The organism is Mycobacterium timonense, from assembly GCF_025821985.1.
Classification (GTDB): domain Bacteria; phylum Actinomycetota; class Actinomycetes; order Mycobacteriales; family Mycobacteriaceae; genus Mycobacterium; species Mycobacterium avium.
The window spans coordinates 11,540-32,282 of record NZ_JACKSY010000100.1 but is presented as its reverse complement, the minus strand read 5'-3'; the positions used below and the strand labels follow the sequence as shown (position 1 = coordinate 32,282).

Genomic DNA, 20,743 nt, shown 5'->3' with positions numbered 1-20,743 from the left:
AGGTCGGATCAGCCGGTTAGGCGCGCGGCGCGCGACAACGCCACCAGATGCACGCCGATACCCACCAGCGGCCCGCACAACAGCCCGACCACGGTCCGGGTCTGCAGCGACAACGGCAGCGCCAGCAGCAATCCCGATGCGACCGTGGCGCCCACCCACCCCAGCGCGTAGGCCCGGTGCAGCGCGGCGGCCACCGCGGCCGCGCCGGTCAGGGTGAGCATCGCGATGGCCACCGCCGCCGCGGTCAGCCAGGCCAGCAGCGCGCTGCCGGCCTGGTACTGCGGGCCGAAGGCGACCCGTAACACCCACGGGCCCAGCACGCCCGCGGCCAGCACTCCGACCGCGCCGATCGCCCCGACGATGGCCGCCGGGCCGATCAGCGCCCGAACCCGGTCGCTGCGCTCGTCGACGAAATGCGCAATCAGGTTGCCCTGCATGGCCGTCAGCGGCACCAGCAGCGGCGCGCGGGTCAGCGTGACGGCGAGGATGATCACCCCGCCCTGCGCGCCGAGCTCGGCGCTGGTCAGCTTCAGCAGCACCGGAAACCCCATCACCAGGATGGCGCTGGCGCCCGCGGCGGTGATCGAATGCGCGGCGCCGCGCAGGAACGTCGCGGTGCCGCCCGGGGTCAGCAGCCGCGCGGTGGCGCGGGTGGCGGGCGAGGCCGCCAGCAGGATCAGCCACGCGACCGCGCCGGCGACCGTCGCCCACAAGAAGCCGACCAGGCGCCAACCCAGCACCACGGTGGCCGCGGCCACCATCACCCGGATGACGGCGTCGGTCACCATCAGCGCGCCGTAGCGGGTCCACTCGTTGGTGCCGGCCAGCATGCCCAGCAGGGTGGCGTGCACGCAGAACCCGGCCAGCCCCACGGACAGCAGCAGCACCGACAGCGGCCGCGCCTCGACGAACACCCGGCCGCTCCACAACGGCGAGCTGCCGGCGATCACGACGGCCGCGGCCGCCCCGAGCAGCATGGCGACCCGCAACGGATGGGTGCGCTTGACCGGTGCGACCTCGAGGTAGGGCATCACCCGGACTTCCCGGGTGGTCTCCTGCAGCAGCCCGTTGGCCGCGCCGGTGACCAGCCCGAAAGCCCCCCAGAACACCCCGAACACCGAAAAGCCGCTCGGCGCCAGGTCGCGGGCGGCCAGGTAGATCACCGCGTATCCGCACAGTGCCGTGACGGCCGTGGCGGTCCCGACCCGGGCCATGCTGCCGCGCGCCACCGGCCCCTGCGAGGCACTGATCTCGGTCATCGGGGCGGCGCTTTCGGCCCGCTGCCCCGAGGTATCGCCACAATTTGAAAATAGTAAGCGGCCCACAGCGTGCGCCGCGGCGGCGATCGGTGTTGGTTAGGGTGGGCGGCGGCCGGAAAGGATCGCAGTGCCCGCTTTGCGCACCTTCGGGGTCTCGCTGTTGGTCACCGCGGCGGCCCTGGTCCTCGGATACGCCTACGGCGGCCCCAAGAGTCTGTACCTGCTGCTGGTGCTGGCGGCCCTCGAGGTGTCGCTGTCCTTCGACAACGCCGTCATCAACGCCGCGGTGCTCAAGCAGATGAGCCGGTTCTGGCAGCGGATGTTCCTGACGATCGGGATCCTGGTCGCCGTGTTCGGGATGCGGCTGCTGTTCCCGTTGCTGATCGTGTGGGCGACCGCGGGCCTCGACCCGGTGCGCGCGCTCGAGTTGGCGCTGCGCCCGCCCCCGCACGGCGCGCTGGAATTTCCCGACGGCTCGCCCAGCTACCAGAAGCTGCTCACCGCCGCCCATCCCCAGATCGCCGCGTTCGGCGGCATCTTCTTGCTGATGCTGTTCTTGGACTTCCTGCTAATCGATCGAGATATCAAGTGGCTCAAGTGGATTGAGGTTCCGTTCGCCCGCATCGGGCGGCTGGGTCAGGTGTCGGTGGTGCTGAGCGGCCTGACGCTGGTGCTGGTCGGCACCGGGTTGACGCACTCCAGCCAGGAGGCGGTGACGGTGCTGACCGCCGGACTGCTGGGCATGGTCGCCTACCTGGTGGTCAACGGTTTGAGCCGGGCGTTTCGGCCGTCCGGGGTGGGGCAACCGCAACCGGCAGGCCCGGCGACCGGCTGGGCCGGGCTGAGTCTGTTCCTCTATCTGGAGGTGCTCGACGCCGCCTTCTCGTTCGACGGGGTCACCGGCGCGTTCGCGATCACCTCGGACCCGGTCGTCATCGTGCTGGGGCTGGGCGTGGTGGGCGCGATGTTCGTCCGGTCGATCACCATCTACCTGGTGCACCAGGAAACGCTGGACCGCTACGTGTACCTGGAACACGGCGCGCACTGGGCGATCGGCGCGCTGGCGGTGATCATGCTGGCGTCCATCGAGCCGCGGCTGACCGTTCCCGAGCCGGTGACCGCGTCGGTCGGGGTGTTCTTCATCGGAACGGCGGTGGGCTTCAGCGTGCTGCGGCGCCGCCGCGAATCCGGGCGGGCTAGTGCCCCTGGGCCTTGAACCGTTCGATCGACCGCTGCACCTCGGCCTCGGCCTCGGCGCGGCCGACCCAGTCCGCGGCCTTGACGAACTTGCCCGGCTCCAGGTCCTTGTAGTGCACGAAGAAGTGCTTGATCACGTCGAGCTCGAACTCCGGGACGTCGCCGATGTCCTGGATGTGCTCCCAGCGGTGGTCGCCGGCCGGCACGCACAGCACCTTGTCGTCGCCGCCCTTCTCGTCGGTCATCCGGAACATGCCGACCGGGCGCGCCTCGACGATCACCCCGGGGAACACCGACTGCGGCAGCAGCACCATCGCGTCCAGCGGGTCGCCGTCCTCACCCAGGGTGTCCTCGATGAAGCCGTAGTCGGTCGGGTAGGCCATCGCGGTGTACAGGTAGCGGTCCAGGCGCAGCCGACCGGTCTCGTGGTCAACCTCGTATTTGTTCCGCTGGCCCTTGAGGATCTCGATGGTCACGTCGAATTCCACCGCGTCGGCTCCTTGTCTGGGTAGGCAGTCTGGGAAGGCAGGCCAATTTTGCTCTGCTACACCCTAGTCGAGCCCGGCGGCGCCGATTCGGCAGAATGGCGTGCAGACAGTCAGGAGAGTGATGGCCCGTACTCGCTGGCAGAAATCCACCCCAGTGTTCATCGGGTTGGGCGTGCTGGCGTTCGTCGCTGCCGTGGTGGTTGCGGCAACGTTTTTCACCACGACCGGGCACGGCGCGGGCAACGCGCACGCCCCGATACCGGCTCCGCATGCACCCACGGTCAAGCCGGGCATGCTGCCGGTCAGCGACACCGCCGAGCTACCCACCGGACCCGGGGTGAGCGCCGCGCTGGCGCCGGTGGCTGCCGATCCCAACCTGGGCCGGCTGGGCGGCCGGATCACCGACGCCATCACCGGCAAAGAGCTGTGGCAGGTGGCCGACGACATGCCGTTGGTGCCGGCGTCCACCAACAAGGTGCTGACCGCCGCGGCGGCGCTGCTGACCCTGGACCGGCAGGCCCGGATCAGCACCCGGGTGGTGGCCGGCAGCCAGAACGCGCAGGGGCCCGTCGTGCTGGTGGGTGCGGGCGACCCGGTGCTGTCGGCGGCCCCGCCCGGGCAGCCGACCTGGTATCGGGGCGCGGCCCGGATCAGCGACCTGGTCGAGCAGATCCGCCGCAGCGGGGTGACGCCGACCGCGGTGCAGGTGGACACCTCGGCGTTCAGCGGGCCGACGATGGCGCAGGGCTGGGATCCCTCCGACGTGGACAACGGCGACATCGCGCCGATCGAGTCGGTGATGATCGACGCCGGACGCATCCAGCCCACCACGGTCAACTCCCGCCGCACCCGCACACCGGCGCTGGACGCGGGCCGGGAGCTGGCCAAGGCGCTGGGGTTGGACCCCAACGCGGTGACCGTCGCGACGGCGCCGTCCGGGGCGCGGCAGCTGGCCGTCGTGCAGTCGGCGCCGCTGGTGCAGCGGCTGTCGGAGATGATGGACCACTCCGACAACGTGCTGGCCGAGTGCATCGCCCGGGAGGTCGCGGCGGCCATCAACCGGCCGCGCAGCTTCGCGGGTGCGGCCGACGCGGTCACCAACCGGCTCAGCACCGCCCACGTCGACACCGCCGGCGCGACGCTGATGGATTCCAGCGGGCTGTCGGTCGACGACCGGCTGACCGCCAAGACGCTCGACGGCGTGCTGCAGGCCGCCGCCGGGCCGGACCAGCCGGCGCTGCGGGCGCTGCTGGATTTGCTGCCGATCGCCGCCGGCAGCGGCACCCTGGGCGACCGGTTCACCGACGCCTCGACCAACCAGGGCCCGGCCGGCTGGCTGCGCGCCAAGACCGGCTCGCTGACCGCCATCAACGCGCTGGCCGGCGTGCTCACCGACCGCAGCGGGCGGGTGCTGACGTTCGCGTTCATCTCCAACGATGCCGGCCCCAACGGCCGCAACGCGATGGACGCGCTGGCCACCCGGCTCTGGTTCTGCGGGTGCTCATGACGCCGGCGCCCGATCTGACGCTGGGTACCGCCGTCGACTGGCGATTCGCGGCCACCGTCGGCCGGCGGCTGGCCCGGCCCGGCCCACCGTCCACCGACTACACCCGCCGCCAGGTGATCGACGAACTCGCCGGCGCCGCGACCAAGGCCGAGCCGTTGGTGCGCCAGGTCACCGGCCTGCTCACCGACGGCGCCGACGACGGCCGGGTGCCCGCCGCCCGCATCGTCGACCGCCCGGAGTGGATCGCCGCGGCGGCGGAGTCGATGCGGGTGATGATGAACGGCACCGAGCGGCCGCGCGGATTCCTCACCGGCCGGGTCACCGGCGCGCAGACCGGCGCGGTGCTGGCCTACGTGTCGTCGGGGATCCTCGGCCAGTACGACCCGTTCGCCACCGACCGGGGGGCCGGCGCGGGTTGCCTGCTGCTGGTCTACCCCAACGTCATCGCCGTCGAGCGGCAGCTGCGGATCGAGCCGTCCGATTTCCGGCTGTGGGTCTGCCTGCACGAGGTCACCCATCGCGTCCAGTTCACCGCCAACCCCTGGTTGCCCGGCTACATGTCGCAGGCGCTGGCCCTGCTGACCCGCGACACCGGCGACGACCTCGGGCAGGTGCTGAGCCGGCTCGCCGACTACGCGCGCAACCGCGGCAATACGGCGTCACAGGCCGACGCGAACTCGACCGGGATCCTCGGGCTGGTGCGGGCCGTGCAGTCCGAGCCCCAGCGCCAGGCCCTGGACCAGCTGCTGGTGCTGGGCACCCTGCTGGAAGGCCACGCCGACCACGTGATGGACGCCGTCGGCCCGATGGCGGTGCCGTCGGTGGCCACCATCCGCCGCCGCTTCGACGAGCGCCGGCACCGCAAGCAGCCGCCGCTGCAGCGGTTGCTGCGCGCCCTGCTGGGGCTCGACGCCAAACTCAGCCAGTACACCCGGGGCAAGGCGTTCGTCGACCAGGTGGTGGGCCGGGTCGGCATGGCGCGGTTCAACGCCGTTTGGACGGGGCCCGAAACGCTGCCGCTGCCCGTCGAAATCGAAGAGCCCCAGCGATGGATCGACCGGGTGCTCTAGACCGGCTGCGCACCGCGGTCGAGGCGTTCAGCACGGCCCACCTCGGTGCGGTCGAACGCTGGTGCGTGGCGCTGTCCGGCGGCCCGGATTCGCTGGCGCTCACCGCCGTGGCGGCCCGGCTGCGGCCCACCACCGCGGTGATCGTCGACCACGGCCTTCAACCGGACTCGGCCGCCGTCGCGCAAACCGCCCGGGCCCAGGCCATTGCGTTGGGTTGTGTTGCGGCGCAAGTCATTTCGGTTCACGTCGACGGCGAGGGCGGCCCGGAGGCGGCGGCGCGGCGGGCCCGCTACGCGGCGCTGGCCGCGCACCGCGACGGGCCGGTGCTGTTGGGTCACACCCTCGACGATCAGGCCGAGACGGTGCTGTTGGGGCTCGGCCGCGGGTCGGGGGTGCGCTCGATCGCGGGCATGCGTCCCCACGATCCGCCGTGGTGCCGGCCGCTGCTCGGGCAGCGGCGCGCGGTGACGCACGCGGCATGCGCGGAGTTGGGCCTGACGGCGTGGCAGGACCCGCACAACAGCGACCGCCGGTTCACCCGCGCCAGGCTGCGCGCCGAGGTGCTGCCGCTGCTGGAAGAGGTGCTCGGCGGCGGCGTGGCCGAGGCGCTGGCCCGCACCGCGACGGCGCTGCGCGAGGACAACGAGGTGCTCGACGCGCTGGCCGAGCGGGCGCTGCCCGCCGCCCAGGCCGGGGCGGGGCTGCAGGTGGCGGCGCTGGCCGGGCTGGACGCGCCCGTGCGGCGCCGGGTGATCCGGGCCTGGCTGCTGGCCGGCGGTGCAACCGGATTGACCGACAAGCAGATTCGCGGGGTGGACAACCTGATCACCGCCTGGCGCGGTCAGGGCGGGGTGGCGGTCGGGTCGTCGCAGCCCGGCGAGCGGCTGTTCGCGGGGCGCCGCGACGGCGTGTTGACGCTGTGGCGCGAGCCGGTCCGTTAACCGCAATGCCGGAGCCGCCGTTGGTTATTCGCCCGCCGGCGTGGCACGCTGTGGGCGTGGCCCAGATCTCCTCGGCGATCACCCCCGCCCAGCCCGCGGAGCTGTACCCCGGGGATATCAAGTCTGTCCTGCTGACGGCGGAGCAAATTCAGGCCCGCATCGCCGAACTCGGCCGCGAAATCGGGGACAACTACCGCGACGCCGCGGCCGAGACCGGACAGGACCTGCTGCTGATCACCGTGCTCAAGGGCGCTGTGATCTTCGTCACCGACCTGGCCCGCGCGATTCCGCTGCCCACCCAGTTCGAATTCATGGCCGTCAGCTCCTACGGGTCGTCGACGTCGTCGTCGGGCGTGGTGCGCATCCTCAAGGACCTGGACCGTGACATCCAGGGCCGCGACGTGCTGATCGTCGAGGACGTAGTGGACTCGGGGCTGACGCTGTCCTGGCTGCTGCGCAACCTGAGCACCCGTCATCCCCGGTCGCTGCGGGTGTGCACGCTGCTGCGCAAGCCCGACGCCAGGGGCGCCCACGTCGACATCGCCTACGTGGGGTTCGACATCCCCAACGACTTCGTGGTGGGATACGGCCTCGACTACGACGAGCGCTACCGCGACCTGTCCTACATCGGCACCCTGGACCCCAGGGTCTACCAGCAGTAGCTCCCGCTCAGTCCAGCTCCCAGGACGCGGTGACGGTGAACTTCACCGTCTGCTGGCCCGGTTCCAGCGGCACCGCCATCGGCATCGCGCGCGGCGACGGTGGCGGGCCGCCGGGTGGCGGGGCGTTGCCCGTCGCCTCCGAGATGGACAGCACCTTGCCCAGGTGCAGACCGGACAGCTGGGCGTACTGCTCGGCGCGGCTTTTGGCGTCGTTGAACGCGCGGGTGCGGGCGTCCTTGACCAGCTGCGAATCGTCGGCGATGGAGTAGCTGACCGACCGGATCCGGGTGGCGTCGCCGCCGGTGCCGAGGATGAGCGCCAGCAGCCGCGACGCGGCGTCGGGCGGGTGGATCTTGACGGCGACGGCGTTGCTGGCGCGATAGCCGGTGATCGCGGCGCTGCCGCCGGCCTCGGGGTTGCTGTACTGGGGTGTCAGCGCGACCTCGGTGGTGCTGATGTCCTTGTGGTCGATGCCCGCGCCGACCAGCGCGTTGATGACGGCCTGCTGACGCTCGTTGGTCTGGTTCATCGCGGTGGTGACATCGGGCGCGGTGAACTCGATGCCGACGTCGGCGGTCAGGGTGTCCGGAACGCCCTGGACCTGGCCGGAACCCACCACTGTCACCTGCCGGGGCGCGGCGCCGGACGGCGGCGGACCGTGCTTGTCGCACGCCGAGATCGCGACGACGGCCAGCCCGGCGGCGGCCGCCGCGATCGCTGAGCGGACACACTTCGGGGCGTTCGTTGCGACCGGCATGTCTGGCACCTTAGCCGCCGCGGCGTCGTCCGGTTTGCTTGGACGTCACCCCCGCGTGGTGCCGCCGCCGCCGGCAAACCGGGTTGGGGCGGCGTGCGCGACTCATATAAGGACATATATGACTCCAAACATATTGGAATACAGGGCTATTCATGACAAATCCAAAAGTCGCAGCAGCGCGGTCCAGCTAAGTGAACAGTTGCCGAATCGGCCATGAATTGGGTCTATTGGGGCTGTTCTCACTGGACGCGACTGACCTAACGTGTCCAGCCGGTAGCCGAAAAGTGTTCGGCTGAACGGGTTTTGAGGAGGGGTCATGTCATTTCTGATGGTGCGCCCGGAAATATTGGATGCGGCGGCCCGGGAGCTGCATGGCATCAATGCCGCTGTGCTGCAGAGCAATTCGGCCCGCGGTCACGCCGACGACGGCGTTGGCTCCGGCCGCCGCCGATGTGGTGTCGCTGGTGACGGCGGCGCGGTTCTCCCGGCACGGGCTGGCCTTCCAGGAGGTCAGTGCGCAGGCCGCGCAGCTGCGCGACCAGTTCGCGACAACCCTTGGCATCAGCGCCGGTTCGTATGCCGCCGCCGAGATCGCCAACACCGCCGCGGTCGGCTGAGGAAGCACGATGCTGAACTTCGGGCAGCTGGATTTCGCGCAGCTTCCGCCGGAGATCAACTCCGGGCTGATGTATTCCGGACCCGGCGCGGGGCCGCTGCTGGCCGCTGCGGCGGCCTGGAACGGCCTGGCCGCCGAATTACGTTCCGCCGCAGCGTCCTTCGGGTCGGTGATCACCGGCGTGGGCGACGCCGGGTGGCAGGGGCCGGCCGCGTCGTCGATGATGGCCGCGGCGGCGCCGCAGCTGGCGTGGCTCAGCGGCACCGCCGGACGGGCGGAGCTCGCCGCCGGTCAGGCCCTCGCGGCGGTGAGCGCCTATGAGACGGCCTTCGCCGAGACGGTGCCCCCACCGGTGATCGCGGCCAACCGTGCGCTGCTGCTGCAGTTGCTGGCCACCAACTTCCTCGGCCAGAACACCCCGGCCATCGCGGACGTCGAGGCGCAATACGGCGAAATGTGGGCTCAGGACGCCGCGGCCATGTACGGGTATGCGCTCGCGTCGGCCGCGGCGTCGACGCTGCCACCGTTCGAGCCGGCGAAACCCGCAACCGACCCGGCGGGGCTGGCCCGTCAGGCCGCCGCGACGGCGCAGGCGGCCGGGACCGGCGCCGGTGACAGCGCCCAAGGACTCGGCGCGGCGCCGCAATCCATGTCCACGCTGGCCGCGGGGACCAACAATCCGCCGGCGGCCAATCCAGGGTTCTCGCTGGGCGGGATCAGCCTGAATCCCGAGGGCGACGGGCTCGTCATCGGGGGTCCGCTGGGCGATCTGCTGGAGGGGCTGACCGGGTCGCAAACCCTGGACGCCAGCACGCCTTTCGACGCGTTCATTCGGTTGATCTCGCCGACGCGACTGTTCACCACCTCGTTCAAGGACATCCAGGGAATTGCCCAGGGCATGATGCCCGCCGCCAAGTCCGCCGGCGAGGGCGTGGCCAAAGCCGCCGAAGCGGTCCTGCCCGCGGCCGTCCCGGGCGCCGGCCTGGGCTCGTTGGGCTCGCTGGGCTCGATCGGCGGGTCGGTCGGCAAGGCGGCATCGATCGGCGGGTTGTCGGTCCCGGCTTCGTGGGCGAGCGCGGCCCCCACCCCGCCCTCGGTCGCCGTGGCGCTCAACGGGGCCACGACAGCCGGCGCCGCCGAGCACGCCGCCAGCGCGGTGGGCGGGGTGCCGATGATGCCCGCCGGTGCCGCGGGCCGCGGCGCGGGTGCCCACTTCGTCGTTCCCCGTTACGGTTTCAAACCCACGGTCATCGCTCAACCGCCGGCCGGAGGATGATCCGGCGGATCAGAAGGGCGGGTCGTCGGGCAGCGGCTGATACGCCGGCTCGTCGGGCACCCAGTCCGGCGGCAGTTCCTCCGGCTCCCGGGGATCGTTGACCCAGGCGCAGAAGGGGCTGGTGCTTGGCGCGCCCTTGAACAGGAAAAGCATGTCGCGCATGTGATTTCGGAACTTCCGGTCCGCGATCTCGCGCTGCCGGGCCTGCTCCAGCCGGATCCGGGCCTCGTTGATCGGACGCTGCTCACGATTGTGCTTGCGCGCCCGCATGATCCGGCCGTTTCGCTGTTTCGATCTGCTTCGCCGGTTGGGTGTCGGGGCCGCGCGTGCCGGACCGCGCGGCTGGGCGAACAGGTCGGCCCCCGCGGGCGACGTCCGGTACGCTCGTCCGGTCGGCGAGGTCCAGACCACGGTGCCGTCGGCCAGTTGCCTGTCGCGCCACCCGCCGAAGGTTTTGAGCCGATGATGTTGGCGGCACAGGCATTTGAGGTTCTCCAGCACCGTCCACCCGCCGGCCACGGGATTCTGATGGTTGAACGGCACGGAATGGTCGAGGTCACAGATCACCGCCGGACGGCTGCATCCGGGGAAGCGGCAGGTGAGATCCCGGCACCGAACGGCCCGCTCCAGCGCCGCCGACGGCTGGTAGCGCAGGGCCGCCGCCGGGCTGGTCGCGGGATTGGCGACGAGCAGGTGCGCGGCCGCCGCCAGTCGGCGCACCTGGTCGGCGTCGATGACGCCGTAACCTTCCAGGTAGCCCGGCTCGGCGCCATCGGCGTATACGGTTCGGTCGCTGGCCACCACGTTGATGACCACCCGCGCCCCGGTCCGGTCGTCTGCATTCTGGTTGCCGGTTCGAGCCGGGCAGTCGGGTTGTCCACAGGCGCAGGGCAATCGGCGGCCCTCGGCCAGCGCGGCCAACGCGTCGGCGCGGCGCTGATCCAGCGTCCGGGGATCCGCCGGGCATACCTGCTTGGCGAGTTGGGACAACCGCCGGTCGAACGCCGTCGCCGCGGCGGCGGCGACCGAGCCGTGCACCTCGGCCATCCCGTTCTCCGCGGCGCTGATCCCGATGTGCCGGTCCTCTTCGGCGGCCAGCCGGCGCTCGCGCGCGGCGTCGGGATCGGCGGTGCGCACGGCGGCGTCGACGGCGTTGACGATCCGCTGCCGCGACCAGCCGTGCCAGTTGCCGATGCGGGCGGCGAGCGACCGGTCAAGCTTGGCGATCAATTCCGCGTCGGTGACCAGACTGGTGCGGGTGATGATCAATCGTACTGTGCGCCAATCGGTTCGGCCCTCGGCGAGCAGCGCCGCCACCTCCGGCAGCCTGGTGTCGAGCGTCTCGGCGTAGGACACCAGGTAGCTGGCTGCCGCCGCGGAGAGGTTCATCGCCGCGGCCACCTCGGCGGCGGTCTGCTCGAAGCCGTCGATCTCCGCATACTCCGGCTCAGGGCGGTCGGCGGTGGCCACCCGGTGGCGAAGCAATGCCGCCACGGCCGCGAACCGGCGCGCCACCAGCATCGACTCCTCGCGATGGGTGGACTCGATCACCGCCACCAGCGCAGCCGGATCCGGGCTCGACTCGAACATGTGTTCGAGTGTAGCACCCCGCTAAGACATCAGGGCGTGACGAGAACCTTGCAGTGCCGCTCGGGATCGGCGAGGTCGTCGAACGCCGCGCCGACCCCGTCCAGCCCGACCTCGCCGGTGATCAGCGGCGCCACGTCGATGTCACCCTCGGCGAGCGCGCGCAGCGAATCGCCGAACTCCTCGGGGGTGTAGGCGAGCACGAACTGCACGTTGATCTCCTTGGCGATCGCGAAGAAGGGGTGGACGGTGTCGGGCTGCATGCACACGCCGGCGACCACCAGCCGGGTGCCGGGCCTGGCGCGCAGCAGCACGTCGTCGATGATGCCGGGTACGCCGACCGCCTCGAACACCACCGCGGGCTTGACGCTGTCGAACGGCGAGCCCTGCGCGGGATCCAGCGTCCGGTGGGCCCCCATCGCGGTGGCCAGCTGGCGGCGCTTGGGCGAAAAGTCGGACGCCACAATCGATTCCACACCGCGCGTGGCGAGGGCGGCGATGATGGCGATCCCGATCGGGCCGCACCCGAGCACCAGGGCGGTCTCGGCCGGGGTGATGTTCGATTTGTTGACCGCGTGCAGTCCGACCGCCATGGGTTCGGTCAGCGCCGCGTGCTTGACGTCCAGGCCGTTGGGGATGGGCAGCAGCAGCGGCGCCGAGAGCAGCATCCGCTCGGCATAGCCGCCGATCGTGGTGTTGCTGTAGACGATCGGCTCGACGCCCTTGGCGGACAACAACACCGGCAGCGAGGTGACCAAAGTGCCCGGGGGATGGGTTTCGGTGTCGGGGCCCGCTTCGAGTATCTCGGCGCTGAATTCGTGGCCCATGAAGATGTCGTGGTCCAGGTCGACGCGCATGCCGGCCGCGCCGCCGGCCACCCGATCGCTCATCTGAAGCACCTGGGCGCCGTGGGCGGCGAAATGCAGGTCCGAGCCGCAAATCCCGCACGCCCGCACCCCGACGAGCACCTGGCCGGTTTCGGGTATCGGTTCGGGCACGTCGTCGCGGTAGACCATGCGACCGTCGCGCAACACCGCCGCGCGCATCAGTGCACCGCGTCCTTGTGCTCGTCGACATGTTCGCTGATCGCCTTGACCACGGCCTCACCCGCCCGGCCGAGCAACTGGTCGCGCATGCCCTTCGCCCAGTCGTGCGATGCGCGCGAGGCGTCGAGCTGCCGCTTGAAGTGCGGAATCACCTTGCGCGCCATCAGGTCATAGCAGTGGTATGTCGCTTCCGGGGAGGCCCAGTCATGGCCCAGCATCAACAGGGTGCCGAAACCGCCGGACCGGTCCAGCAGGTCCTCGATGTGGGCGATGGCGTCCTCGGGCGTGCCGATGCAGCAGTTGCCCTTGGCCGCGTACTCGGCGACGAACTCGTGCGGCGTCTGGGTGCCCTCCACGCTGTTGGCCAGCGGGACGAAGCCGGCCGCGCCGAAGTAGTTCGCGAAATCCTGTAGCCCGTAAGTGCAATCGTCGATCGCCTGCTCGCGACTGTCCGCGATGTGCATGATGCTCAAGACGCGCCAGTCGCCGCGGTCCGGTTCGTCCCGGCCGGCCTTGGCGGCCTGCTCGCGCACCACGTCCCAGGTGGTCTCCAGCGCCGCGTAACCGCCGGGCACCGACATCGACAGCGACAGCAGCGAGGTGCCCAGCGCGCCGGCCAACCGCGGACCCGAGGGGGAAATCATTGCGGCCGTGGATATCTCGGGGTACGGCCAGGTGTAGGGCCGGATGTGCAACTGGGCGTCACGCAGCGTGAACCAGTCGGAGTGACGGTCGATTCGCTCGGTGGGGGCGGCGCGGAACAGCGCCAGGATCGCCTCCAGCGACTCCTGCATCATGTGCCGCTGATCGACGGGGTCGATGCCCATCATGTAGGCGTCCGACGGCAGCGCGCCGGGCCCGGTGCCGAACATCACCCGGCCGCGGGTCAGGTGATCGAGCAGCACCCAGCGATCGGCCACCATGAGCGGATGGTGATAGGGCAGCGACACCACGCCGGTGCCCAACCGAATGTGTTTGGTCCGCTCGGCCGCGGTGGCGATGAACACCTCCGGGCAGGCGATCAGTTCGTAGCCGCCGGAGTGGTGTTCGCCGAACCACGCCTCGTCGAATCCGAGCCGATCCAGTGCTACCACCCGTTCCAGGTCGTATTCCAGTGCGACCGTTGGGGATTGGCCGACGGGGTGAAACGGGGTGATGAAGACACCGAACCGCAGGGGCGCGCTCATCGCAGCTCCAATCCGTTGAGGAAGTCCAGTAAGGCCGCGTTCACCTCGGCGGGGCGCTCCTGCTGCAGCCAGTGCCCGGCGCCGTCGATCATCACGTGCCGGTACGGGCCGGAGATCACCTCCGCCGCGCGGTCGGCCCGGGTGAAGGACAGGACGGGATCGGCCGTCCCGCCGATGAACAGGCACGGCACCGCGATCTTGGCGCCGTCGAGTTCGGGGGTGGTCTCCCAGTTGCGGTCGAAATTGCGATACCAGTTCAGGCCGCCGGTGAAGCCGGTGCGCGAGAATTCGGCGATGTAGTGGTCCAGCTCGTCCTGGCTGATCCACTCCGGCAGCCCGTCGGGCTCGGGAAGGCGTTCGAGGAAACCCTCCGGACCCGGCGCCACCATCCGCAGCCCCGCCGCCTTGTCGCCGTCGGTCCGCAGGCTGCCCATCATCCGTCGCATCACCTGCGCGGGATCGGCGTTCAACTCGGCGTCGGCCACCCCGGGCTCCTGGAAGTACAGGATGTAGAAGAAGTTCTCGCCGAACATCTTTCGCCACGCCTGCGTCGGCGCCAGCCGCGGCCGGGGCGTCACCGGCACGCTCATGGCGGCGACGGCCGCGACCCGGTCCGGGTGCAGCAGCGGCGCATTCCACACCACCGCCGCACCCCAGTCGTGCCCCACCCACACAGCGCGCTGGGCGCCGACGTCGTCGAGCAGGCCGACGAGGTCGGCGGTCAACTGGTGAATGTCGTAGGCCTCGACGGCATCCGGGCGATCCGAGCCGCCGTAGCCGCGCTGATCGGGCGCCAGCACGTGGTAGCCGGCGTCGGCGAGGACGTCGATCTGGTGTCGCCAGGAGTACGCCAGTTCGGGGAATCCGTGGGCCAGGATCACCACGGGTGCGCCGCGGTCGCCCGCTTCGGTCACCCGCAGCCGCACACCATTGGTATCTACTAACCGTTGGGTAGGGGGCACCGTCTCACCAAAGCACAACGGTCGCGGACAGAGAAGGGCCCAATTGACGCGAATGGCGGTAGGTTGCGCATCAAATGGCCGCAACACCGCAATACTCGGGTTTATGCGCCTGGACCATGTCGTGCTGTGGACCAGAAATCCGCGGGTGTCGATGGACTTCTACACGCGCGTCGTCGGGCTGGAACCGGTTCGGTTCGCCGAATTCGAGGCCGGCGAGGCGCCGTTCCCCAGCGTGCGCATCTGCGCGGACTCGATCATCGACTTGATGCCGCTCGAGATGGTTTCGGGCGCCGCGTCGTCCGGGGTCGCCGAGGGCAGTGCCGGTAACCCCGTCAACCACGTCTGTATCGCCTTGTCCAAGGCCGAATACGACGCGCTGGAGGCGCGCCTGCAGGCCGAGGGCGTGGACACCGGCGTGCGGCTGAGCCGGAGTTTCGGCGCGCGGGGCTGGTCGCCGCACACCTACTACTTCGCCGACCCGGACGGCAACGTCGTCGAGGCCCGCTACTACGAGTGACGGGCCCGGACGCAGCGCCGAGCGTCACGCAGGAGTGACACCGGCCGCCGACGGCAGCGCCAGCGTGACGCTCGGGAACCGCCGGTCGTTGCTATTGACGAGGACGCTGCGCTCCGGCTCTGCCGGAGCTGGCGATCGCCGATGAGCACGACGGCGGCGACCCGCTGCGCTCCGGCTCTGCCGGAGCTGGCGATCGCCGCTGAGCACGACGGCGGCGACCCGCTGCGCCCCGGCTCTGCCGGAGCTGGCGATCGCCGCTGAGCACGACGGCGGCGACCCGCTGCGCTCCGGCTCTGCCGGAGCTGGCGATCGCCGCTAGCGGTAGCCTGGACTTTTCCAGCTGCGTGTATATCGGGGAAGGACCTGCCCAGTAAGGGCCGATGATTGATGAACCGGAAAAACGTTATTCGCACCATCACGGCGATTGCTGTCGTGGTGCTGCTCGGCTGGTCGTTCTTCTACTTCAGTGACGACACCCGCGGCTATAAGCCCGTCGACACCTCGGTGGCGATGGCCCAGATCAATGGCGACAACGTCAAGAGCGCGCAAATCGACGACCGCGAACAGCAACTGCGCCTGACCCTGAAGAAGGGCAACGGCGACACCGACAACTCCGACAAGGTCATCACCAAATATCCCAGCGGCTACGCGGTCGACCTGTTCAACGCGCTGAGCGCCAAGAACGCGAAGGTCAGCACGGTCGTCAACCAGGGCAGCATCCTGGGCGAGCTGCTGGTGTACGTGCTGCCCCTGCTGCTGCTGGTCGGGTTGTTCGTGATGTTCTCGCGCATGCAGGGCGGCGCCCGGATGGGCTTCGGGTTCGGCAAGTCGCGGGCCAAACAGCTGTCCAAGGACATGCCCAAGACCACCTTCGCCGACGTCGCCGGGGTCGACGAGGCGGTCGAGGAGCTCTACGAGATCAAGGACTTCCTGCAGAACCCGGGCCGCTATCAGGCGCTGGGCGCCAAGATCCCCAAGGGCGTGCTGCTCTACGGGCCACCCGGCACCGGTAAGACGCTGCTGGCCCGGGCGGTGGCCGGCGAGGCCGGGGTTCCGTTCTTCACCATCTCCGGATCCGACTTCGTCGAGATGTTCGTCGGGGTGGGCGCGTCCCGGGTTCGTGACCTGTTCGACCAGGCCAAACAGAACAACCCGTGCATCATCTTCGTCGACGAGATCGACGCGGTGGGACGCCAGCGCGGCGCCGGCCTGGGCGGCGGTCACGACGAGCGCGAGCAGACGCTGAACCAGTTGCTGGTCGAGATGGACGGGTTCGACCCGCGGGCCGGCGTGATCCTGATCGCCGCCACCAACCGGCCCGACATCCTGGACCCGGCGCTGTTGCGGCCCGGCCGCTTCGACCGCCAGATCCCGGTGTCCAACCCGGACCTGGCCGGCCGTCGCGCGGTGCTGGCGGTGCATTCCAAGGGCAAGCCGATCGCCCCCGACGCCGACCTCGACGGCCTGGCCAAGCGCACCGTCGGCATGACCGGCGCCGACCTGGCCAACGTGATCAACGAGGCGGCGCTGCTGACCGCCCGGGAGAACGGCACCGTCATCACCAGCGCCGCTTTGGAGGAAGCGGTCGACCGGGTGATCGGCGGGCCGCGCCGCAAGGGCCGCATCATCAGCGAGCAGGAAAAGAAGATCACCGCCTACCACGAGGGCGGCCACACGCTGGCGGCCTGGGCGATGCCCGACATCGAACCCATCTACAAGGTGACGATCCTGGCGCGCGGCCGCACCGGCGGGCACGCGGTCGCGGTGCCCGAGGAGGACAAGGGCCTGCGGACCCGCTCGGAGATGATCGCGCAACTGGTGTTCGCGATGGGTGGCCGCGCCGCCGAGGAGCTGGTCTTCCGCGAGCCGACCACCGGCGCGGTGTCCGACATCGAGCAGGCCACCAAGATCGCCCGCGCGATGGTCACCGAGTTCGGCATGAGCTCCAAACTCGGTGCGGTCAAATACGGTTCGGAACACGGCGACCCGTTCCTCGGCCGCACCATGGGCACCCAGGCCGACTACTCGCACGAGGTCGCCCGTGACATCGACGACGAGATCCGCAAGCTGATCGAGGCCGCCCACACCGAGGCCTGGGAGATCCTCACCGAATACCGCGACATCCTCGACACGCTGGCGGGCCAGCTGCTGGAGAAGGAAACGCTGCACCGCGCCGAGCTGGAGAGCATCTTCGCCGGCGTCGAAAAGCGGCCCCGGCTCACGATGTTCGACGATTTCGGTGGCCGCATCCCGTCGGACAAGCCGCCGATCAAGACACCCGGCGAACTGGCCATCGAGCGCGGCGAGCCGTGGCCCCCGCCCGCCCCCGAGCCGGCCTTCAAGGCGGCCATCGCCAAGGCCAGCGAGGCCGCCGCGGCCGCCCGGCTGGAGGCCGACCGAAACGCCAACGGCGGCAACGGTTCTCACGCCAACCAGGGCGGTAATCGGCAGGGTCCCACCCAACCGGACTACGGTGCGCCGGCCGGCTGGCGGGCGCCGGGCTGGCCGCCGCAGCAGTCGCAGCAGCCCAACTACTGGCACCCGCCCGCCCAGCCGCCCTACTGGCAGCAACCGGCGCACGGCTACCCGGGCCAGCAGCCTTACCCGGGCCAGCAGCCCTATCCCGGCCAGCCGGGCGGACCGGCTCAGTCCGGCCCACCCCAGGCGCGTCCGCCGTACCCGCCGTACCCGCCGTACCCCCCGCCCGGTCAGCCCGCCCCCGAGGGTGGGTCGCCGGACCGGCAGGATGACGACGTGAGCCGGTCCAACCCGCCGGCCCACGGCTGAGCAAACGGAGGATGTGATGGCCGGGAACGGTTCAGCGCCGGACACCGCGACGCACCAGGTCCGGCAGTTCGACCAGGCGCGCGCCGAGGCCGCCGTCCGCGAGTTGCTGTTCGCCATCGGCGAGAACCCCGACCGGCACGGCCTGGCCGAAACCCCGGCCCGCGTCGCCCGCGCCTACCGGGAGATGTTCGCCGGCCTGTACACCGACCCGGACAGCGTGCTGAACACCATGTTCGACGAGGAACACGACGAACTGGTGCTGGTCAAGGAGATCCCGCTGTACTCCACCTGCGAGCACCACCTGGTGTCGTTTCACGGGGTGGCCCATGTCGGTTACATCCCCGGCAACGACGGCCGGGTCACCGGCCTGTCCAAGATCGCCCGCCTGGTCGACCTGTACGCCAAGCGGCCCCAGGTGCAGGAGCGGCTGACCAGTCAGATCGCCGACGCCCTGGTGAAAAAGCTCAATCCGCGCGGGGTGATCGTGGTGGTCGAGGCCGAGCACCTGTGCATGGCGATGCGCGGTGTCCGCAAACCCGGTGCCGTCACCACGACCTCGGCGGTGCGCGGGCTGTTCAAGACCAACGCGGCTTCTCGGGCGGAGGCGCTCGACCTGATCCTGCGTAAGTGAGTCCGGCGCCTTGCAGGTAATGGGAGTCTTGAACGTCACTGACGATTCGTTCTCCGACGGCGGCCGCTACCTCGACCCCGACAAGGCCGTCGCACACGGACTGGCGCTGGTCGCCGAGGGCGCCGGCATCGTCGACGTGGGCGGCGAATCCACCCGCCCCGGCGCCACCCGGATCGACCCGCGCGTCGAGACCTCCCGCGTCGTCCCCGTCGTCAAAGCGCTTGCGGCAGAAGGTGTCACGGTGAGCATCGACACCATGCACGCCGACGTCGCGCGGGCGGCGCTGGGCAGCGGCGCGCGGATCGTCAACGACGTGTCCGGCGGGCGCGCCGATCCGGCGATGGCGCCGCTGCTGGCCGAGGCGAAAGTGCCCTGGGTGCTGATGCATTGGCGATCGGTGTCGGCCGAGCGCCCGCACGCGGCCCCGCAGTACCGCGACGTGGTCGCCGAGGTGCGCGCCGAACTGCTGGCCAGCGTCGACGCCGCGGTGGCAGCCGGCGTCGATTCCGCCCGGCTGATGATCGATCCGGGGTTGGGATTCGCCAAGACCGGACAACACAATTGGGCCCTGCTGCACGCGTTGCCGCAGTTGGTCGCCACCGGGATCCCGGTACTGCTGGGCGCCTCCCGCAAACGGTTCCTCGGCACGCTGCTGGCCGGGCCCGACGGCGCGCCGCGGCCGCCCGACGGGCGGGAGACGGCGACCGCGGTGATTTCCGCGCTGGCCGCGCTGCACGGGGCGTGGGGGGTGCGGGTGCACGACGTGCGGGCCACGGTCGATGCGCTCAAGGTGCTCGGCGCTTGGATGGGAGACGATGGCTGATCGAATCGAGTTGCGCGGCTTGAGGGTTCGCGGACAACACGGAGTGTTCGACCACGAGCGCGTCGACGGGCAGGACTTCGTCATCGACGTCACGGTCTGGATCGACCTGGTGGGCGCCGCGGCCAGCGACGAGCTGGCCGACACCTACGACTACGCCGCGCTGGCGCAGTTGGCCGCCGACGTGGTGGCCGGCCCGGCGCGCAATCTGATCGAAACCGTCGGGGCGCAGATCGCCGACCAGGTGATGGACGACGAACGTGTGCACGCCGTCGAGGTGATGGTGCACAAGCCGCAGGCCCCGATCCCGCAGCAGTTCGCCGACGTCGCGGTGGTGGTGCGGCGGTCCCGGCGCGGCGGCCGCGGTTCGGTGGTCCCGGCGGGCGGGGCGCTATGACACGCGTTGTCTTATCCATTGGCTCCAATCTGGGGGACCGGCTGGCGCGGCTGCAGTCCGTCGTCGACGGGCTCGGCGGCGCGGTGCGCGCCATCTCGCCGGTGTACGAAACCCAACCCTGGGGCCGGGTGGATCAGGCGCCGTTTCTCAACGCGGTGCTGATCGCCGACGACCCGGCCTGCGACGGCCAGGGCTGGCTGCGCCGGGCGCAGGAATTCGAGCGGGCCGCGGGCCGGGTGCGGGGCGAACGCTGGGGCCCGCGCACCCTCGACGTCGACCTGATCGCCTGCTACGGCGACGGCGAGGTGATCTCCCGGGAGAACAACCTGACCCTGCCGCATCCGCTGGCGCATCTGCGGGCCTTCGTCCTTATCCCCTGGCTGGCCGTCGACCCGGACGCGCGGCTGACGGTGGCCGACGGGCCGCAACCGGTCGCCCGCCTGCTGGCCCAGCTGGACCAAGCCGACCGGGACGGTGTCCGGCCGACCGGCCTGACGCTGACACCGCCCGCGGGCTCGTCGGCCGATTCGGGGGCGGGCAGCTGATGGGCCCCACCCGCAAACGTGACCTGACGGCCGCGGTGGTCGGCGCTGCCGTCGTGGGGTATCTGCTGGTCCAGGGCCTGTATCGGTGGTTTCCGCCGATCACGGTGTGGACCGGGCTGTCGCTGCTGGCCGTCGCCGTCATCGAGGCGCTGTGGGCGCGCTACGTGCGCACCAAGATCAACGACGGCGAGATCGGCTCCGGTCCCGGCTGGCTGCATCCGCTGGCGGTGGCACGCAGCCTGATGGTGGCCAAGGCGTCGGCATGGGTGGGCGCGCTGATGCTGGGCTGGTGGATCGGAGTGCTGGTGTACTTTCTGCCGCGCCGCTCCTGGCTGCGGGCAGCCTCCGAGGACACCTCGGGGGCGGTGGTGGCGGCCGTCAGCGCGCTGGCTCTGCTCGTCGCCGCGCTGTGGCTGCAACATTGCTGCAAATCCCCGCCGGACTCCGGCGAGCACGGCGAGGGCGCGGAAACCTAGCCGACCCGGCCGCGG

Annotated in this window: 19 protein-coding genes and 2 pseudogenes; 14 read left to right on the top strand and 7 right to left on the bottom strand. The window is 70.6% G+C overall.

Annotated features, from left to right (window positions below; translation table 11 throughout):
• Positions 1 to 8: 8 nt before the first annotated feature.
• Entirely contained in the window at positions 9 to 1,259 is a 1,251-nt protein-coding gene (locus H7I87_RS22170; RefSeq protein ID WP_009974726.1) for a hypothetical protein, read from the bottom strand.
• A gap of 127 nt (positions 1,260 to 1,386) precedes the next feature.
• Between H7I87_RS22170 and H7I87_RS22165 the strand changes: the two genes are divergently transcribed.
• Positions 1,387 to 2,475, top strand: a complete 1,089-nt coding sequence (locus H7I87_RS22165; RefSeq protein ID WP_011723621.1) for a DUF475 domain-containing protein — start codon at positions 1,387 to 1,389, stop codon at positions 2,473 to 2,475.
• Here H7I87_RS22165 and H7I87_RS22160 read toward each other — a convergent pair.
• Positions 2,456 to 2,944: an inorganic diphosphatase gene (locus tag H7I87_RS22160; RefSeq protein WP_009974729.1), complete on the bottom strand. Its 489-nt coding sequence runs from the start codon at positions 2,942 to 2,944 to the stop codon at positions 2,456 to 2,458. The genes H7I87_RS22165 and H7I87_RS22160 overlap by 20 nt on opposite strands.
• Positions 2,945 to 3,065: 121 nt before the next feature.
• Here H7I87_RS22160 and dacB point away from each other — a divergent pair, with 121 nt between their 5' ends.
• Genes dacB through hpt form a run of 4 tightly spaced genes read left to right on the top strand, consistent with a single transcriptional unit; the run spans position 3,066 to position 7,124 of the window.
• Positions 3,066 to 4,451 (top strand): D-alanyl-D-alanine carboxypeptidase/D-alanyl-D-alanine endopeptidase, encoded by a 1,386-nt coding sequence (dacB, locus tag H7I87_RS22155; RefSeq protein ID WP_010948859.1) that lies wholly within the window; start codon positions 3,066 to 3,068, stop codon positions 4,449 to 4,451.
• Positions 4,448 to 5,521 carry an Rv3626c family coenzyme F420 biosynthesis-associated protein gene (locus H7I87_RS22150; protein WP_011723622.1) on the top strand — a complete coding sequence of 358 codons (1,074 nt, stop codon included), beginning with the start codon at positions 4,448 to 4,450 and terminating at the stop codon, positions 5,519 to 5,521. Before dacB ends, H7I87_RS22150 begins: the two co-directional genes overlap by 4 nt.
• Positions 5,500 to 6,462, top strand: a complete 963-nt coding sequence (tilS, locus tag H7I87_RS22145; RefSeq protein ID WP_011723623.1) for a tRNA lysidine(34) synthetase TilS — start codon at positions 5,500 to 5,502, stop codon at positions 6,460 to 6,462. Before H7I87_RS22150 ends, tilS begins: the two co-directional genes overlap by 22 nt.
• A gap of 5 nt (positions 6,463 to 6,467) precedes the next feature.
• On the top strand, positions 6,468 to 7,124 hold the full coding sequence (gene hpt, locus H7I87_RS22140; protein WP_085988233.1) for a hypoxanthine phosphoribosyltransferase: 657 nt from the start codon (positions 6,468 to 6,470) through the stop codon (positions 7,122 to 7,124).
• A gap of 7 nt (positions 7,125 to 7,131) precedes the next feature.
• On the opposite strand, the gene H7I87_RS22135 is transcribed toward hpt, so the two are convergent.
• On the bottom strand, positions 7,132 to 7,881 hold the full coding sequence (locus H7I87_RS22135) for an SIMPL domain-containing protein (RefSeq protein WP_011723624.1): 750 nt from the start codon (positions 7,879 to 7,881) through the stop codon (positions 7,132 to 7,134).
• Between the two features lie 316 nt (positions 7,882 to 8,197).
• Here H7I87_RS22135 and H7I87_RS22130 point away from each other — a divergent pair.
• Both H7I87_RS22130 and H7I87_RS22125 read left to right on the top strand, forming a co-directional pair.
• Positions 8,198 to 8,498: pseudogene (locus H7I87_RS22130) on the top strand (PE family protein).
• Between the two features lie 9 nt (positions 8,499 to 8,507).
• Positions 8,508 to 9,773 carry a PPE family protein gene (locus H7I87_RS22125; RefSeq protein WP_011723626.1) on the top strand — a complete coding sequence of 422 codons (1,266 nt, stop codon included), beginning with the start codon at positions 8,508 to 8,510 and terminating at the stop codon, positions 9,771 to 9,773.
• 9 nt (positions 9,774 to 9,782) lie between these two features.
• Here the strand turns inward: H7I87_RS22125 and H7I87_RS22120 are convergent, their stop codons facing one another.
• Genes H7I87_RS22120 through H7I87_RS22105 form a run of 4 tightly spaced genes read right to left on the bottom strand, consistent with a single transcriptional unit; the run spans position 9,783 to position 14,555 of the window.
• Positions 9,783 to 11,363, bottom strand: coding sequence for an HNH endonuclease signature motif containing protein (locus H7I87_RS22120; RefSeq protein ID WP_011723627.1), 1,581 nt, complete (start codon positions 11,361 to 11,363; stop codon positions 9,783 to 9,785).
• A 29-nt stretch (positions 11,364 to 11,392) separates the two neighbouring features.
• Positions 11,393 to 12,406 (bottom strand): zinc-binding dehydrogenase, encoded by a 1,014-nt coding sequence (locus H7I87_RS22115; protein ID WP_011723628.1) that lies wholly within the window; start codon positions 12,404 to 12,406, stop codon positions 11,393 to 11,395.
• The gene (locus H7I87_RS22110; RefSeq protein ID WP_003877096.1) at positions 12,406 to 13,593 is read right to left on the bottom strand and encodes an LLM class flavin-dependent oxidoreductase; all 1,188 of its coding nucleotides are present in this window, start codon (positions 13,591 to 13,593) and stop codon (positions 12,406 to 12,408) included. The genes H7I87_RS22115 and H7I87_RS22110 overlap by 1 nt, the downstream gene beginning before the upstream one ends.
• Positions 13,590 to 14,555 (bottom strand): alpha/beta fold hydrolase, encoded by a 966-nt coding sequence (locus H7I87_RS22105; protein ID WP_176213662.1) that lies wholly within the window; start codon positions 14,553 to 14,555, stop codon positions 13,590 to 13,592. The genes H7I87_RS22110 and H7I87_RS22105 overlap by 4 nt, the downstream gene beginning before the upstream one ends.
• 103 nt (positions 14,556 to 14,658) lie before the next feature.
• Between H7I87_RS22105 and H7I87_RS22100 the strand changes: the two genes are divergently transcribed.
• The 7 genes and pseudogenes from H7I87_RS22100 to H7I87_RS22070 all read left to right on the top strand — a co-directional run bounded on the left by H7I87_RS22100 (position 14,659) and on the right by H7I87_RS22070 (position 20,728).
• Positions 14,659 to 15,072, top strand: a complete 414-nt coding sequence (locus tag H7I87_RS22100) for a VOC family protein (RefSeq protein ID WP_003875603.1) — start codon at positions 14,659 to 14,661, stop codon at positions 15,070 to 15,072.
• 387 nt (positions 15,073 to 15,459) lie between these two features.
• Complete coding sequence (gene ftsH / locus H7I87_RS22095) at positions 15,460 to 17,859, top strand: ATP-dependent zinc metalloprotease FtsH (protein ID WP_011723630.1); 2,400 nt, start codon at positions 15,460 to 15,462, stop codon at positions 17,857 to 17,859.
• 16 nt (positions 17,860 to 17,875) lie between these two features.
• Complete coding sequence (gene folE / locus H7I87_RS22090) at positions 17,876 to 18,490, top strand: GTP cyclohydrolase I FolE (RefSeq protein WP_011723631.1); 615 nt, start codon at positions 17,876 to 17,878, stop codon at positions 18,488 to 18,490.
• A pseudogene (folP, locus tag H7I87_RS22085) lies at positions 18,487 to 19,313 on the top strand (dihydropteroate synthase). Before folE ends, folP begins: the two are co-directional and overlap by 4 nt.
• A complete protein-coding gene (folB, locus tag H7I87_RS22080) occupies positions 19,306 to 19,707 on the top strand; it encodes a dihydroneopterin aldolase (protein ID WP_011723632.1) in 402 nt (133 codons plus the stop codon). Before folP ends, folB begins: the two are co-directional and overlap by 8 nt.
• Positions 19,704 to 20,252, top strand: a complete 549-nt coding sequence (gene folK, locus H7I87_RS22075; protein ID WP_009974366.1) for a 2-amino-4-hydroxy-6-hydroxymethyldihydropteridine diphosphokinase — start codon at positions 19,704 to 19,706, stop codon at positions 20,250 to 20,252. Before folB ends, folK begins: the two co-directional genes overlap by 4 nt.
• Entirely contained in the window at positions 20,252 to 20,728 is a 477-nt protein-coding gene (locus H7I87_RS22070) for a DUF3180 domain-containing protein (RefSeq protein WP_009974368.1), read from the top strand. Before folK ends, H7I87_RS22070 begins: the two co-directional genes overlap by 1 nt.
• Positions 20,729 to 20,743: the final 15 nt, after the last annotated feature.

Bases quoted from the DNA above. Each gene is read 5' to 3' on its own strand.
- H7I87_RS22170 (WP_009974726.1), bottom strand. From the start codon at position 1,259: ATGACCGAGATCAGTGCCTCGCAGGGGCCGGTGGCGCGCGGCAGCATG.
- dacB (WP_010948859.1), top strand. From the start codon at position 3,066: ATGGCCCGTACTCGCTGGCAGAAATCCACCCCAGTGTTCATCGGGTTG.
- H7I87_RS22150 (WP_011723622.1), top strand. From the start codon at position 4,448: ATGACGCCGGCGCCCGATCTGACGCTGGGTACCGCCGTCGACTGGCGA.
- tilS (WP_011723623.1), top strand. From the start codon at position 5,500: ATGGATCGACCGGGTGCTCTAGACCGGCTGCGCACCGCGGTCGAGGCG.
- hpt (WP_085988233.1), top strand. From the start codon at position 6,468: ATGCCGGAGCCGCCGTTGGTTATTCGCCCGCCGGCGTGGCACGCTGTG.
- H7I87_RS22135 (WP_011723624.1), bottom strand. From the start codon at position 7,881: ATGCCGGTCGCAACGAACGCCCCGAAGTGTGTCCGCTCAGCGATCGCG.
- H7I87_RS22125 (WP_011723626.1), top strand. From the start codon at position 8,508: ATGCTGAACTTCGGGCAGCTGGATTTCGCGCAGCTTCCGCCGGAGATC.
- H7I87_RS22120 (WP_011723627.1), bottom strand. From the start codon at position 11,363: ATGTTCGAGTCGAGCCCGGATCCGGCTGCGCTGGTGGCGGTGATCGAG.
- H7I87_RS22115 (WP_011723628.1), bottom strand. From the start codon at position 12,406: ATGCGCGCGGCGGTGTTGCGCGACGGTCGCATGGTCTACCGCGACGAC.
- H7I87_RS22110 (WP_003877096.1), bottom strand. From the start codon at position 13,593: ATGAGCGCGCCCCTGCGGTTCGGTGTCTTCATCACCCCGTTTCACCCC.
- H7I87_RS22100 (WP_003875603.1), top strand. From the start codon at position 14,659: ATGCGCCTGGACCATGTCGTGCTGTGGACCAGAAATCCGCGGGTGTCG.
- ftsH (WP_011723630.1), top strand. From the start codon at position 15,460: ATGAACCGGAAAAACGTTATTCGCACCATCACGGCGATTGCTGTCGTG.
- folE (WP_011723631.1), top strand. From the start codon at position 17,876: ATGGCCGGGAACGGTTCAGCGCCGGACACCGCGACGCACCAGGTCCGG.
- folB (WP_011723632.1), top strand. From the start codon at position 19,306: ATGGCTGATCGAATCGAGTTGCGCGGCTTGAGGGTTCGCGGACAACAC.
- folK (WP_009974366.1), top strand. From the start codon at position 19,704: ATGACACGCGTTGTCTTATCCATTGGCTCCAATCTGGGGGACCGGCTG.
- H7I87_RS22070 (WP_009974368.1), top strand. From the start codon at position 20,252: ATGGGCCCCACCCGCAAACGTGACCTGACGGCCGCGGTGGTCGGCGCT.